A 14,821-nucleotide genomic window follows, 5' to 3' on the forward strand; every position below is an offset into this window, starting at 1 on the left:
CGGAGGTTGACTGACTTGATCCTTGCGCTGGAGCTGTTCGTGATGTTGGTGCTGGCTAACGGCGCCCCAGTGGTCGCGAGGAAACTGTTTGGTCATCACTGGTCGGCTCCGGTCGATGGTGGCCGGCTCTGGCGCGATGGATACCCGCTGTTGGGAAAGAGCAAGACCTGGCGTGGCGTGGTCGCCGGTACGGTCAGTTGCGGCCTGTTCGCCATGGTGGTGGGGCTCGGGGGGATATTTGGCTGCCTGTTCGGATTACTGGGACTGGCCGGCGACATGATCAGCAGCTTCATCAAGCGGCGGCGCGGACTGGAATCCAGCGCCCGGGCACTATGGCTGGATCAGATACCGGAGGCAGCATTGCCAATGGTCTTGGCGCTCCTCTGGTTGCCCCTGGGAATATGGACGTCCATTTCGGTTGTGGTGATGTTTACGCTGTCCAATATTCTGTTGTCGCCGTTGCTCTACCGCCTGGGTATCCGCCGTCATCCTCACTAACGTTCATTCCGGGCCCCGGGTCAGGGTATGAATGGTGACCTCCGGCGGGCAGTTAAGCCGCACGTTGATCACCGAAGTGCCTGATCCCGGCGAGGTATAACCCTGCATGCCGTTCATCCGCCATAATCCGCGCCCCAGGGCTCTCGGGCAGTCAGAATCAAGGGTGACGGGAATGCCGCCGGGCAGGCAGATTTGCCCGCCATGGGTATGGCCGCAGAGGAAAATATCGTATCCGGCGTGCGCGGCTTCCCGGAAAATTTCCGGGGTGTGGCTCAGCAGGATGCTGATATTGCCAAGGGGAATATCGTCGCCGGCCCTGTGCAGGTTGTGGACCTTGTAGAAGTGGGCATCATCCACGCCGGCCAGGTAAATGGTTTCTCCGTTGAGATGAATCGGAACATGCTCGTTCATCAGCAGCCGGTAGCCCATGTCCTCCAGGGCGGGAACCATCCTGATACTGTCGTGGTTTCCCAACACGGCGTAGGCGTCACCCCGGATGGCATCACGGAGTTGTGCCATGCCTTCCAGGGCTTCGTCCACCGGCCCCCAGGTCAGCCGCCGGTAATCGCCAGTCAGCACACACAGGTCGTATTCCAGTGAGCTGATGCGGTCAATCACTGCCTGCAGGTTGGCTTCGTCCATATCCACATGCAGGTCGGTCAGGTGAAGGATCCGGTAGCCCTCGAAGGATTCCGGCAGATCCGGAATATGAAAGTGGTTGCTGGTGGTGTTCAGGCGCCGGCTGTTATTCTGTCCCCGCCGGAACAGACCGACCAGTTGCAGGCAAAAGCGGATAAAACCGGGCGCTGACGTCAGGTTCTCCAGGTGAAATGACTTGTAATTGGGACCGAAGACCCTGGCCTCAGCTTCTCGCTCAATCCCCAGCCTCTGGCGGGCATGGACGGGACCGAGCCGAAGGCTCAGGCGGTACTCCAGCAACTCATCCTGACTTTCTGGTGTATGTGCCCTGGCGGTCATGGCCGAATCCTGCGCTGCGCGTGTTGGCAAACCCTTAACCTCATTATGGTTGGCTTCCGGAGTGTTGCAACCGAAGTGATACAATGTTCATGTTTCACCAGACAAGCAGAGGCGATTATGACGACATCATGCAATATTCCGGGGCTGGAAGTGCCGCGCAGCCGGTTCCCCGATCCGGAACAGGATCTGAGCAACGATTCTTCCGTAGCGCACATTGTACTGGCGGGTGGTTGCTTCTGGTGTGTGGAGGCGGTTTTCCTGGCGATGGACGGGGTGACGCACGTTGAGTCTGGTTATGCCGGCGGTAGTGCTGACACGGCGAATTATGAGGCCGTATGCGGTGGACAGACCGGTCATGCCGAAGTGGTGGATGTTCATTACGATCCGTCCAGGGTCAGCTTTGGTCAGTTATTGAAAGTATTCTTCTCTGTGGCCCACGACCCGACTCAGTTAAATCGACAGGGCCATGATCGCGGAACCCAATACCGGTCCGCTGTGTTCTATGAGACGCCAGAGCAGAAGCGTGTGGCTGACGCTTACATTCGCCAACTGGATGCCGCCGGAGTCTATCCGGAGCCCATCGTTACCCGGCTGGAGCCGCTGGAGGCTTTCTACCCGGCCGAAGCCTACCACCAGAACTTCGCAGCCCAGAATCCCTTCCAGCCCTACGTCATGGCGGTCGCCGCACCGAAGGTGGAGAAGCTGGTGAAGTCCTATGGCGATTACCTGAAACCCGAATACCGTGACGACAACAAAGCCTGAGGAGGTTGCCATGAGTGTTTCCAAAGCGGGGTACGACCTGACGCCACTGACGCCGTCACAGGTCGATGAGATGTCAGCGGATCTGTCGGTGGAAGAGCGCCGGGTGCTGCTCGACCACGGTACCGAGCATCCTTTCTGCGGGACGTTGCTCGACAATAAGAAAGCGGGCGTCTATCACTGCCGGCTGTGTGACCTGCCGCTGTTCAGTTCCGATTCCAAGTTCGATTCCGGTACCGGCTGGCCCAGTTTCTTTCAGCCCTTCGATCCGGACCACATCCGTTACATTGAGGACAACAGCCTCGGCATGACCCGCACCGAGATTCGGTGTCCCAGGTGCGACAGCCACCTTGGGCACGTGTTTCCGGACGGGCCACCGCCCAGCGGACAGCGTTACTGCCTGAACTCCATTGCGATGGTGTTCCGGGATAACGGTCATTGATCGGGGGGGCCGGGCCCGCGGCTGCTACTCCCCGGCGTTGCCGGTGACAGTGGCAACGTAGTAGGCCACGGCCTCGATGTCATCCCCGGACAGGCTGTCCTCATACCCCGGCATGACGCCAACACCGGCCCTGACGGCTTCGCGTACCTGTTTCGGGGATGGTTTGAGTTCATCGAGATTGGGACCGATGGCGCCGGTTGCCCCGGCATCCTCAAGCGTGTGGCATATGGTGCAGGATGGCTGTGCCTGTTCCGTGAATATTTTTTTGCCTTGCTCTGCCCGTTTGTCCTCCGCGAATGCGGAGGTACTGGTGATCAGCAACAGGGCGGTGGCGAATGCGGCGGTTCTTGTCATGGTTCGGTCCTGACCGATTGAACAGTCGCGGCAGCGGGGCCCCGCTGCCGCATCAAGAGTCAGCTGACGGCGACGGTAACGCCGTGATCCTTCCAGCCGTTGTGGCCATAGCCGCGCTCGTTATCGGTACGCTCCTCGGGTTGGGTGTGGCCCTCCGCATCGGTGGCGCGGCTGACAATGCGGTGTTCCCCGGGCTCCAGGTCCGCTGCCAGCACAAATGGCCGCCAGGCAAAGGGGCCCAGATCCGGGCCGAGGAAGCGGGCGTTTTTCCAGTTCCTGCCCCCATCCACGGATACTTCTACCTTATCAAGCGCCACGGTTCCGCCGAAGGCAACGCCATAGATCATATTGCGCCCCTTGCGACCAGTCTCGAGTGGCGCGGTGACCCAGGACTTGACGCTCATTTCCCACATTGAGGGCTGGTCCGGAGCGCCTTTGACACCGACATCCCGGATCCGGTAGCCCGAGGCCTGAATCTTGGCTTCGGTCTGGGCTTCCGTGAGAGCAATGCTCTTCACGTATTTGACATTGTTGACGCCGTAGTAACCCGGGACCACCATGCGCAGGGGGCCGCCGTGGGTGATGGGCAGGGGTTCGTCGTTCATTTCCCAGGCCAGCAGGGCTGTTTCCAGCGCTTTGACTGGGACGGAACGCTCGACCACTACGGTTTTTGGATCCAGCCCATCGGGCAATGCTTCGCCGCCGGTGCTGGTAATGTATTGGGCACCCTCCGCGGGGCCGCCCAGGGCTTCCACCACGTCTTTCAGTGGAACACCGGTCCAGAGCAGGCAACCGGCAGCGCCGACGCTCCATTGTGTGCCGCCAGCGCCGTGAGGGAAGAAAGCGCGACCGTTACCGGAGCATTGCAGCACCGAAGCGACCGTGGCCACCCCCATCTGTTTGAGTTCGCCTACGGTCAGCGTTTTCGGATTTTTTACACCTTCTATGCGGACTTCCCAGGCGTCTGCGTTGGCAGTGACTTCATCGGAAGGGGCGGGCAGGTTGTTGCGAACGAACAGGCGATCACTGGGGGTGACCACACCGCTGCCGATAGCGCCCCGCACGGTTTCCATGGTGTTGGTGCTGTGTACGATCAGGGCGCTGCGTTCTTTCCAGGCGGCATAGTCCGGCAGGGATTTTGGCTCATCCGCCCTGGCGAGAGGGATAAAGCCCAGTACGTTGACGGCGGCCATGGCACCCGCGCTACCCATCAGCATCCTGCGCCGGCCGGGGTTATCCGGTCCGGGATCATCATGGCCCCGCCGGATCTCTGGTGCATTGCTCATAGTCCGTCTCCTTGGAGTGAATGGTTGAGGAGTGTGCACGCTAACCCAGGCTGAATATCCGGGTTGTATCCTGATTACTTATAGGATTCGATCAAAAAATGATCAAGTCTGGTGGGGTATAATTTGTCGTCATAACTGGCCGAGGCGCGTGAACGCACGCAGGAATTTCCGGGGAGGGGGTGAAGCCGCCTGAAATCGCGGCTTCACCTCTTTGGGGTCAGCTGATGATGGTGGAGGCCAGATAGCCGGTGTAGCTCACGTAGACCACTAACAGCAGTGCGCCATCGAGGCGGCTCACCAGTTTGCGTTTTCCGGTCAGTCCCACGGCCATCAGCAGCAACCCGAAGGTGAGTGCTGCCATCAGGGTCCAGTCACGGTAGAGAACTTCCGGATCAACGGCCAGGGGTTCGATGACTGCGGCCAGGCCAACCACCGCCAGCGTGTTGAAAATGCCCGAGCCCACAATGTTACCAAGAATCAGGTCGTGTTCGTTCTTCTTGACGGCCGCCAGGGCTGACGCCAGTTCCGGCAGCGAGGTGCCGATGGCAACAATGGTGAGGCCAATAATCAGGTCACTGACACCCAGGGCCTGGGCGATGGTCACCGCACCCCAGACCAGCAGCCGTGAGCTGACAATCAACAGCACCAGTCCAACCACCAGCCATATCAGAGCGACTTTCAGTGGCATGGGATGGGCAATAAGCTCCGCATCGGTGTCGCCGACCAGGCTGTCGCCTTTACCCTTGATGCCCTGGTAGATTGACCAGCCCATGACGGCGGCGAACACGCCCAGCAGTACCCAGCCATCCAGGCGGGTCAGCTGTCCGTCCAGCAGTTGGACGCCGGCGATGGCGGTCAGTACCAGGAGCAGTGGCAGTTCCTTGCGAATCACCTGGGAATGCACCGCGATCGGCGCGATGACGGCGGTCAGACCAACGATCAGGGCGATGTTGGTGATGTTGGAACCATAGCCGTTGCCCAGTGCCAGCCCCGGGTTGCCGTCAGCGGCCGCCATGGCAGACACGGCCAGTTCCGGTGCCGAGGTGCCGAACCCGATGATCACCATACCGATCAGTAACGATGGCATACCCAGATGCTTGGCGGTAGCCGCCGCGCCTTCGACAAAACGATCGGCACTCCAGACCAGGAGAACCAGACCGGCAATAATGGCTCCGATTGCCATCAACATAGATCAACCTCAGTGAATGAAACGACCCAGCATGAATACCCCCGCGTAACCAAGGGTGTACGCCAGTAAAAGGTGGCCAAGATACCGCATATAGGTGGCAAAGGTCAGCCCGGGAATTTTGCTCATGGCTACGATCCCCGCGGCCGAACCGATCACCAGCAGTGAGCCGCCCACGCCAACGGCATAGGTCAGCCCCATCCATTCGCCCGCACTCATCTCGATTCCGGACTTCAACAGGGCAGCGGTCAGGGGCACGTTGTCGATGATGGCGGAGAAAATCCCCATCAGGTAGTTGGCTGCAACCGGCGGCAGCACGTCGTAGATGGCGACCAGTGACTGCAACGCGTGAATCTCCTTGAGCATACCGACCAGCAACAGGATGCCGAGGAAGAACAGGAGGGTTTCAAACTCGATCACGCGGATGTATTCCAGGATCGGATCCAAATCGCTGTCATCACTCATGAAGCGGGACACCAGGAACATGATCGAGAGGCCGAAGAGGAACGTCAGCACCGGCGGAATACTGAACAGGGCATTGCCCGTGATGGTGCCGATGATGGTCAGCAGAAACAGGACGCCGATCACTGCATCGACCGGTCGAACGGTGTTGACGGAAGTCGTCAGCGTCACCGTTCCGGTCAGCCCTCTCGACATGAAGATGGCGAGAATGAAAACCGTGATGGATGCCGGAATGGCAAGGGTCAGCAGGGTCAGGATTTCCACCTTGTCCGCCAGGAAGATCATCAGTGTGGTGACGTCGCCGGTGATCAGCGACACGCCGCCAGAGTTCACTGCAAACACGACGAGAGTGGTGAACTGTATGCGCTTTTTCAGCTCCAGGTTGAGCGAAAGGATCAGTGAACATGAGACTAAAGTGGCGGTGATATTGTCCGCCAGGGACGAGAAAATAAAACAGAAAAGGCCGGTCAGAAACAGCAGTTTTCTTTCGCTGACCTGTTTCGGCATGATCAGGTATACGACATTTTCGATCATGCCTTTCTTGTTCAGGTAGGCGACAAACGTCATGGCGGCTACCAGGAACAGCCAGAGCCCGGCAATTTCAGCGATGCTTTCCGCCAGTCCGGCCGAGATAGCCGCCGTTTGCTCAGAATCCGCGCTGAACAGGAACAGCAACACCCAGCACAGCGTGCCGAAAAACAGCGTAATCTTGGCTTTGTTGACGTGAATGACGTCTTCAAGAATGACGCCCAACAGGGCCAGGATGGCCAGAAAAATCAGTACGGACTCAAGACCGGGCATACGACATCCTGAAAATGGGTTGTGATCAATGCGGGCGGATTTTAGACCTTTGCCCCGCCGTCGGCCACTGTTCGCTGGTGTCTGTGCCTGTCGGATTGCTTCTGGTAAGCAGTGCAATACACATCTGTTGACTATCACATTTTATTATTGGAGCAAAAACCGGGATAATTGCGCCCCATATTCGGACAGGAAGCCTTCGCCGGGCCCGAATCGAGTTGCCCTGCAGGCTTCCCAAAGACCTCTTTGCTGATCGTGGAGAGGTGACAGGCTCAAAACCAAGCAGGGTGAAGACCAATGGCCGCAAGACAGGCAGATGTAGTGCTGGTCGGTGGGGGCGTCATGAGCGCAACCCTCGGCATGATGCTCAGGCAGCTGGACCCATCACTGGACATCGTCATGGTGGAACGTCTCGATCACGTTGCCCATGAAAGCACCGATGGATGGAACAACGCAGGCACCGGCCACGCCGGGTACTGTGAACTGAATTACACCCCCGAAACCGAAGATGGCGATGTGGCCATTGAACGGGCGCTTCAGATCAACTCCTCCTTTGAAGTGTCGCTGCAGTTCTGGTCCTACCTGGTCGAGCAGGGCAAATTGCCGGAACCGAAGTCGTTTATTAACCGCACGCCTCACCAGAGTTTCGTCTGGGGTGAAAAAGACGTGGCCTTCCTCAAGCGCCGCTTCGAGAAGCTCAGCGCCCATCACCTGTTCCGGGAGATGGAATACACCGAATCCCCGGATGACCTGGCCGAGTGGATGCCGCTGGTCGTCAAGCACCGCGATCCCATGCAGCCAGTGGCTGCAACGCGGATCAAGCATGGTTCGGACGTCGATTTCGGCTCTCTCACCCGCAGCATGGTCAAGTACCTGGAAAGCACGCCCAATTTTGAGCTGATGCTCAGCAGCCCGGTTCACTACCTGGCGAAGCGGGACAATGGCCGCTGGAAAGTGCGGGTGAAAGACCAGAAGACCGGTGAGGTCAAGAAACTGGAAGCCGGTTTCGTCTTCCTGGGCGCCGGTGGTGGCGCCCTGCCGATGTTGCAGAAGTCCAACATTGACGAGGCTCGCGGTTACGGCGGTTTCCCGGTCAGCGGCCAGTGGCTGGTCTGCCAGGAACCGGAGGTCGTCAAACAGCATCACTCCAAGGTGTACGGCAAGGCGCCGATCGGTGCGCCGCCGATGTCGGTGCCACATCTGGATACCCGCATCATCAACGGCGAGCCGGCCTTGCTGTTCGGGCCATTTGCCGGGTTCACCACCCGTTTCCTGAAACAGGGCTCGATGTTTGACCTGTTTGGATCGGTGAAGCCCACCAACCTGCGCCCGATGTTGTCGGTGAGCCGGACCAATATGGACCTGACCCGTTACCTGATCGGTGAGGTGTTCCAGTCCCACTCTGAGCGTGTGGCGTCCCTGCGCAATTTCTTCCCGGATGCCAAAGAGGAAAACTGGAAGCTGCAGAGCGCTGGCCAGCGGGTACAGATCATCAAGCAGACGCCGGACGGTGGCGGTAAGCTTGAGTTCGGCACTGAAATCGTGGCAGCGAAGGACGGCTCTCTGGCGGCCCTGCTGGGCGCATCCCCTGGCGCCTCCACCGCGGCACACGCGATGATTGACGTCATCGAGCGCTGTTTTTCTGACAAAATCAAGACCGCTGAGTGGCAGGAGCGCATGAAGGAAATGGTGCCCTCCTATGGTCAGTCACTGGTCGATGATGAGCCATTGCTCAGGAAGGTGCGGGACAGAACGCTGACAACGCTGCAGTTGGGCTGATATACATAATTGTTCTAAAAGCCGCGAAGAGCACCACAAATACTGGTTCAGTTACCCGTGTTTGCGGTGCTTTTCGCGTTTTCTCAGGGCCAGAATATTTGCCATTTGTACTGAAACCTCTAGCTTAGTAGGTACATCCCCTGAAAGGAGGTGCGCCGTGAGTGAGCAAGCGTTTAATCCGGATAAAGGGTCGATCGCTCCTTCGGTGAAGCCCCCTATGTGATGCGGGATCTACTTAAACATCAGGAAGAACTGGATTTCTATGTATAATTCCATCAGGAATTACCAACAGTGGGTCTGGTTCAGGCCCTGAGGAAGACAGTTTGAGCGACTCCGACGCTGGCAACTCTGTACCGGCCGTCAACTTTGAAACGCTGGTCCAGAGACTGGATGAAGCGATTGAAGGGCTGGAAGGCTGCCCCCCCTTTGCCAAACCTGCAAAGTTACCCGAGCTGTTTGATATCGTCCGCCGGGTTTTGTTGCAGCCGGGGGGCTGCGCAGTCATGGTCGCGCGGGCGGAATGGCTGGAGAATGCCGGTGTCTTCCTGGGCACTGACTGGGCAGAACCCTCTATTCTTTTACCGTTTCTGACCACCAGTGCCCTGCAAAGCCCCCAGGCGGACACCGTCATCATTGAGTCCATCAGTGAGTTGCGATTGCTGGCGGTCGCTAAAGGGGACTTTTGGCACCCTTCCGTATCTTCGGAGCAGGCCCATCATTACCTGACTCAGGTGCTGGCCCTCAATCTCAGCCTGCTGTTCGGCGAGGGTGGCGAGGCTGAGCGTGAACAGGGCGAGCTGGCCCTGATCAGCCGCGGGGTCATCCAGCACGTGGCCACTGAAATCGGCTACGAGCATGTCATCGACCGGCTGATAGAGGAAATCTGGCGTATTCTCCAGCAACGCCCGATTCAGGTCACCAGCGTTCGGCGAATGATTACCCAGATCGCCCTGTGCCGGATTGACCCGACTATTGACCTTGGTGGCGCGGGGCAGGGCGCGGAGCGCCTGATTTCCAGTCTTTACGGCCCGACCCAGGCCTGTCGTGAAGACCCGGGCATTCCGATCTACGAGGAACGGCTGCAGTCCATGGACACCGTGGCGCTGCAGGGCGAGGCCACCGGCTTTGCCCGCTCCATGCACGACACCGGACTGGTGTCCCCTTACCACGCAGCGTTCGTAAGACACATTCTGGAAAAACAGGACACTCTGCTGACCGAGGCGCTTGGGCTCTCCAGCACCGGGCGTGACTGCCTGTTGTGCTACCGGGAGCTGGTGCACGAGCTGGTGACCGAAGGCGTCTTTCCTGAGACAGCCCAGGGGTTGTATGGCCTGGCGCTGTTACTGGAGCGGGGCATTCTCTATCAGCCACCGGTTGCACCGGCATTGTGGCGGCAGGCGTTGCTGGCGATCTGTCCCGAGGCGCGTGAGCGCATCCAGCTGGCTTATGGTTATTCTCCGCAACCGAAAGCCTGGCTGATCCAGGGGGTATTGAACATGCTCGGCCAGCCCCTGGGCGTAGGTCAGGGCAATAACCCCACCTGCCAGTCGGCCCGGGCATTGTCCATGTGGGCGTACAACGATCCCGACTATCTGCTGCAAATGGTCGCCTGGGCGGCGCGGGATAATGAAATCATCATGCACTTCGAGGGCAAACCGGTCTCATCCGCTGACAGTAGAGGCGGTGTTGCTTCGATGGTCACCCTGGACCTGGACCCTGTATCCCTGGTAGTGGTCCCGCATCTGGATCGCATCTACGCGGAAATGGGGCGGCTGTGTATTGGTCGCCCGGGGGATCCCCACCAGTGGGTGAACCCGGAATTCCATGGTTGGTCGGCTGGCCGTGGTTTTGCCATCAATGTGGACGTGGCGACCGGTAAGCTTCAGGACCTCGAAGGCTTTTTGCGCCATTTCTATGCCAGCTACCATCCGTTCTACAATGGGAACCAGCCGCTGATCCATCCGCAGCCAGCCGGCATGGCCATTACTGACAGCGCTGCGCGATTTATCGGGTGGCACGCCATTACCATCCTGCGGGTTACCCTGGACCCGGAAGATGTGATGCGGGTGTACTTCTTCAATCCCAACAATGACAGTGGACAGAACTGGGGTGACGGCGTGGTGGTCAGCACTGCCCGCAAGGGCGAGCGGTTCGGTGAAGCCTCTCTGCCGCTTGAGCAATTTGCGTCGCGGCTGTATATCTTCCATTTCGACCCCCTGGAGCGTGGCGAGCCGGCGGGTGTTAGCGAAGAAGAACTGCAACGGGTGATCGAGCGGGTACACAGCAGCTGGGGGCGTGACCGGATACCGGCTGATATTTCATTACAGGCGGAGCCCCCGCCGTCCGAAGCGTAAGCAACCTATAAAAGACTCATCGGATCAGGAGATTGAATGACCGCCATGGCCAAAGACAACCTCAACGGTGCCGAAATCTTTGTGCGTGCGCTGGAGAACGAAGGCGTGCGATACATCTTTGCCGTTCCCGGTGAAGAGAACCTGGACCTGCTGGAAGCGCTGCGGGAATCGAATATTCAGCTAATTCTCAACCGCCATGAGCAGGCGGCCGGATTCATGGCGGCGACCTATGGCCGGCTGACCGGGCGCGTTGGGGTTTGCCTGTCGACCCTTGGCCCGGGGGCGACCAACCTGGTCACCGCAGCTGCCTACGCCCAACTGGGCGCCATGCCCATGATGATGATCTCCGGGCAAAAGCCGATCAAATCCTCCAAACAGGGGCTCTTCCAGATCCTCGATGTGGTGGACCTGATGCGCCCGCTGACCAAATACACGCGCCAGATCAGTAACGCCAACACGGTTCCCGCCAAAGTCAGGGAAGCATTCCGGCTGGCTGCGGAAGAACGCCCCGGTGCGGTTCATCTGGAGTTGCCCGAGGACATTGCCTCTGAAATGACCGCGCCGGACACTCACATCTTCCAGCCCAGCGACGCCCGCCGTCCAACCGCCAGCACCAAGAGCCTGGAAATGGCCTGCGAGATGATCCGCAGCGCCCGACACCCGCTGATCATGATCGGCGCCGGAGCCAACCGAAAGCGGGTATCCCAGGCGCTGATTCACCTGGTCAATACCAGCAACATTCCATTTTTCACCACCCAGATGGGCAAAGGGGTAGTGGATGAGCGCCACCCCCGTTATCTGGGCAACGCCGCACTTTCTGCCGGGGACTTTGTGCACTGCGCCATCGACCATGCGGATCTGGTCATTAATGTGGGTCACGATGTGGTGGAAAAGCCGCCGTTTTTCATGAAACCCGGTGGCAAACAGGTCATCCACGTCAACTTCAGCGCCGCCGACGTGGACCCCGTGTACTTTCCCCAACACGAAGTGGTGGGGGATATCGCCAACAGCGTCGAATACATGGCCGAACATTGTGGTCCTTGTGAGAATCACGATTTCAGCCGTTTTATGGAGGTGAAGGCCTCAGTCGACGAGCACCTTGCATCCTGCAGCGAGGACCCGCGGTTCCCGATCATTCCCCAGCGCATTGTCCACGACGTTCGGCAGGTCATGCCGGAAGACGGCATCATTGCCCTCGACAACGGCATGTACAAGCTCTGGTTTGCGCGTAATTATCCGGCCTATGACAACAACACCGTGCTGCTGGACAATGCCCTGGCGTCCATGGGCGCGGGCCTGCCCAGCGCGATGATGGCCGCGATGCTCTACCCCGACCTGAAAGTAATGGCGGTGTGTGGTGACGGCGGTTTCATGATGAACAGCCAGGAGCTGGAAACCGCCGTGCGCCTTAACCTGAACCTGGTGGTGCTGATTATTAACGACAATGCCTACGGCATGATCAAGTGGAAGCAGTCTCAGGAAGGCTTTCCGAATTTCGGCCTGGACTACGGCAACCCGGATTTCGTGAAATATGCGCAATCCTACGGAGCCACCGGACACCGGGTGGCCCGCACGGAAGACCTCCGGCCCACCCTGGAGTCTGCTCTGTCCGCCGGTGGCGTGCATCTGGTGGATGTGCCGGTGGATTACAGTGAGAACAAGCGGGTATTCGATGAGGAACTGGCGGAGCTGACCTGCAACCTGTAACCGGTGTATGATCGGCAACCCGATCAGTCATCAGAGGAACGGTTGAATGGTTCGCTCCGCGTTGAAAGTTTTAGTCTGGGTGTCCGCGGTCATTCTGGTCGCCGCCTGCAGCAAGCCCAACACCCCGCAAGACGTCGCCTCCGCCTTCTGGCAGGCCATGGCCGACAACGACACCAGCGATGTGGTGGAATATTCCACGCTGGGCAGTGACAAAGGCTTCGACAGCTTCGATCGCGACTGGGCCGACGTGGTGCCTTCCTTCGGTCGCATCGTCATCGACGGCACCGAAGCGACTATTGTCACCCGATTGCCGGCGGCGAATTCCAGTGGCAACGAGCGCCGGGAAGTGATGACGTATCTGGTCGAGACTCAGGGCCAATGGCTAGTGGACTACGAGCGTACCGGCGAGGCCATCATGAACCCGTCCCCATTCAGCGACCTGGTGGGGCAGATCAGCGAGCTCAGTGATCGCATCACCGCTAGCTTCTCATCCTCATCGGACGACATGGAGCAGCGTCTGAGCGACATGGCCCGCGAGCTGGAAGCCTACTCCAATGACGTCGCCCGCCGCGCAGACAAGGCCGTGAACGACTACGGCCAGGAACTCCGGGACTACATGGAAGAGCTGGAAGAATCCGTGAACCGGGCGTTGGAAGAAAACCGCCAGGCACCGGAAAGTGACCGAAAAACCCTGGAACAGGCGGCGAAGGACCTGGAAAGCGGCAGCGAAGAGCTGGCCGAGCCCACACTCGAAGCCCTGGCCAATGCGACCCATACCCTGACCGAAACCGGCCAGCGGCTAGCGGAAGTGAGCAGTGAATCCCTTGAGCGTAACCGCGATGAGTGGGCGGTAAAGCTGCGGGAGATACGTGAGCACACCGAGCAGTTCTTCAGGGACCTGCAGGAAAGCCTGAGCTCCGAAAACTAGCCCACCGTTGCCTGACTAGAAAATCAGGTTGTCGAGAATAAGCCAGAAAGTCAGCCCGGTGACCGTGGTGGCCAGCAACGCCACCAGACCGTCCCGGGCCACAATCGCCAGCCCGAAGGCCATCAGCGCCGCTCCGCCGCCGTTGGCGCTGAAAGGCACCACCTCCATGGCCGGCATGGCCAATGCCACCGACATGCAGATCAACGCCATCGCATAAAGCCCCGGACCATTCACCAGAAACGTCAGCCGGGGTTTTGTCACCCGATCCAGAAACCGCGCCGGCTTCTGCAGCCAGTCCACGCCCTTCACCAGTTTGCCCCTGGGTACCTGCCGCCCGGAAATCCAGCTTGGCAGCCAGATCGAATGCCGTTGGAACAACAGTTGCCCCAACGTTAATACCACCACCAGGCCAAGCAGCGTAGGCACCCCGGGAATATCCCCGATCAGCGGCGCCAGTGTAATCAGCCCGGCCAGCAACACCACCGGCCCGAATGACCGCTCCCCAACCGCCTCCAGAATCTCCGCCACTGACACCTGCTCCACGCCTTCGCCGGAGGCCCGGATACGGTCAAGGAGTTGCTTCATGGTGGTGGGGTCGTTGCCATCCTTCATAGTCAGAGTATCTCGCTTGCTGCTGATTCGGATGCTGATGATCTGCCTGGGAAACTGAAAATTACCATCCCGGTGCCTCGGAAGACAGTATCATTCTCCATCGGCATCGCGGGAGGTGAAGGGCCTGGAATTAGCTTGAGTGCACGGAACGCGGATGGGGCGCTACTTTGTGTGGACGTGTGGTTGGTCCTGACATAAAAAAAGCCCCTGAAATCAGGGGCTTTTCGCGGAGAGTTTGGTGGAGACGGCGGGAATTGAACCCGCGTCCGCCAGTACTCAGCCTTGAGGTCTACATGTTTAGCGTCTCTCTATTGATTTAAGTTCAAGCGACCCGAGAGCCAGGGTGCAAGAACCGAGTTCTTTAGATCTTAGCCGTTAGCCAGTGAACTCTGGATAACGGAGCATCCCGTAAGCGATGACGTCCTGAGATGTTGCTTCCGGGCTACGGGCGACCCGGTCAGGACGACTAGCAGCTTACGCTGCTAGTGCGTAGTTTTCGTCGTTTGCGACTATTGCGTTGCAGCTTTGGATTAACGAGATTGGCTGCCATCTCGACATGCACCCAAGGGTTCGCCACCAGCGTCGAAGCCATGTCGTCCCCTTGCCCACAGTATATGTGGCCGGTTCCTTCAACTTCAAGGACTTCCTTGTTTAGTTTTTCCGCCAGCCGGGGGATTT

13 protein-coding genes and 1 other RNA gene are annotated in these 14,821 nt (G+C 58.9%); 7 read left to right on the forward strand and 7 right to left on the reverse strand.

Going from position 1 to position 14,821, the window contains the following annotated elements; genetic code table 11:
- The first annotated feature begins 6 nt into the window (after window positions 1–6).
- The gene (locus ACQUWM_RS15080) at window positions 7–498 is read left to right on the forward strand and encodes a CDP-archaeol synthase (protein WP_407002691.1); all 492 of its coding nucleotides are present in this window, start codon (window positions 7–9) and stop codon (window positions 496–498) included.
- 3 nt (window positions 499–501) lie between these two features.
- Here the strand turns inward: ACQUWM_RS15080 and ACQUWM_RS15085 are convergent, their stop codons facing one another.
- On the reverse strand, window positions 502–1,476 hold the full coding sequence (locus ACQUWM_RS15085; protein WP_428922695.1) for a metallophosphoesterase: 975 nt from the start codon (window positions 1,474–1,476) through the stop codon (window positions 502–504).
- A 117-nt stretch (window positions 1,477–1,593) separates the two neighbouring features.
- On the opposite strand from ACQUWM_RS15085, the gene msrA reads away from it, so the two are divergent.
- Both msrA and msrB read left to right on the forward strand, forming a co-directional pair.
- The gene (gene msrA / locus ACQUWM_RS15090) at window positions 1,594–2,238 is read left to right on the forward strand and encodes a peptide-methionine (S)-S-oxide reductase MsrA (protein ID WP_428922696.1); all 645 of its coding nucleotides are present in this window, start codon (window positions 1,594–1,596) and stop codon (window positions 2,236–2,238) included.
- Between the two features lie 10 nt (window positions 2,239–2,248).
- On the forward strand, window positions 2,249–2,677 hold the full coding sequence (gene msrB, locus ACQUWM_RS15095; protein WP_407002688.1) for a peptide-methionine (R)-S-oxide reductase MsrB: 429 nt from the start codon (window positions 2,249–2,251) through the stop codon (window positions 2,675–2,677).
- A gap of 24 nt (window positions 2,678–2,701) precedes the next feature.
- Here the strand turns inward: msrB and ACQUWM_RS15100 are convergent, their stop codons facing one another.
- The 4 genes from ACQUWM_RS15100 to nhaD form a co-directional block, all read right to left on the reverse strand.
- Window positions 2,702–3,031: a c-type cytochrome gene (locus tag ACQUWM_RS15100; protein WP_407002687.1), complete on the reverse strand. Its 330-nt coding sequence runs from the start codon at window positions 3,029–3,031 to the stop codon at window positions 2,702–2,704.
- A 59-nt stretch (window positions 3,032–3,090) separates the two neighbouring features.
- On the reverse strand, window positions 3,091–4,317 hold the full coding sequence (locus tag ACQUWM_RS15105) for a sulfite oxidase (RefSeq protein WP_428922697.1): 1,227 nt from the start codon (window positions 4,315–4,317) through the stop codon (window positions 3,091–3,093).
- 217 nt (window positions 4,318–4,534) lie between these two features.
- On the reverse strand, window positions 4,535–5,506 hold the full coding sequence (locus ACQUWM_RS15110) for a calcium/sodium antiporter (protein ID WP_428922698.1): 972 nt from the start codon (window positions 5,504–5,506) through the stop codon (window positions 4,535–4,537).
- A gap of 9 nt (window positions 5,507–5,515) precedes the next feature.
- Complete coding sequence (gene nhaD, locus ACQUWM_RS15115; protein WP_428922699.1) at window positions 5,516–6,766, reverse strand: sodium:proton antiporter NhaD; 1,251 nt, start codon at window positions 6,764–6,766, stop codon at window positions 5,516–5,518.
- Window positions 6,767–7,060: 294 nt separating this feature from the next.
- On the opposite strand from nhaD, the gene mqo reads away from it, so the two are divergent.
- From mqo to ACQUWM_RS15135, 4 genes are all read left to right on the forward strand, one after another.
- Window positions 7,061–8,542, forward strand: coding sequence for a malate dehydrogenase (quinone) (gene mqo / locus ACQUWM_RS15120; protein WP_428922700.1), 1,482 nt, complete (start codon window positions 7,061–7,063; stop codon window positions 8,540–8,542).
- A gap of 323 nt (window positions 8,543–8,865) precedes the next feature.
- Window positions 8,866–10,896 carry a hypothetical protein gene (locus ACQUWM_RS15125; protein ID WP_428922701.1) on the forward strand — a complete coding sequence of 677 codons (2,031 nt, stop codon included), beginning with the start codon at window positions 8,866–8,868 and terminating at the stop codon, window positions 10,894–10,896.
- 36 nt (window positions 10,897–10,932) lie between these two features.
- Window positions 10,933–12,603, forward strand: a complete 1,671-nt coding sequence (locus ACQUWM_RS15130; RefSeq protein WP_428922702.1) for an acetolactate synthase large subunit — start codon at window positions 10,933–10,935, stop codon at window positions 12,601–12,603.
- Between the two features lie 46 nt (window positions 12,604–12,649).
- Window positions 12,650–13,531, forward strand: coding sequence for a hypothetical protein (locus ACQUWM_RS15135; protein WP_428922703.1), 882 nt, complete (start codon window positions 12,650–12,652; stop codon window positions 13,529–13,531).
- Window positions 13,532–13,546: 15 nt separating this feature from the next.
- Here ACQUWM_RS15135 and ACQUWM_RS15140 read toward each other — a convergent pair whose 3' ends face one another.
- Complete coding sequence (locus tag ACQUWM_RS15140) at window positions 13,547–14,143, reverse strand: exopolysaccharide biosynthesis protein (protein WP_428922704.1); 597 nt, start codon at window positions 14,141–14,143, stop codon at window positions 13,547–13,549.
- A gap of 236 nt (window positions 14,144–14,379) precedes the next feature.
- Window positions 14,380–14,744: a transfer-messenger RNA gene (gene ssrA, locus ACQUWM_RS15145) on the reverse strand.
- Window positions 14,745–14,821: the final 77 nt, after the last annotated feature.

Origin of the sequence: Marinobacter sp. DUT-3 (genome assembly GCF_050379435.1) — a bacterium.
Classification (GTDB): domain Bacteria; phylum Pseudomonadota; class Gammaproteobacteria; order Pseudomonadales; family Oleiphilaceae; genus Marinobacter.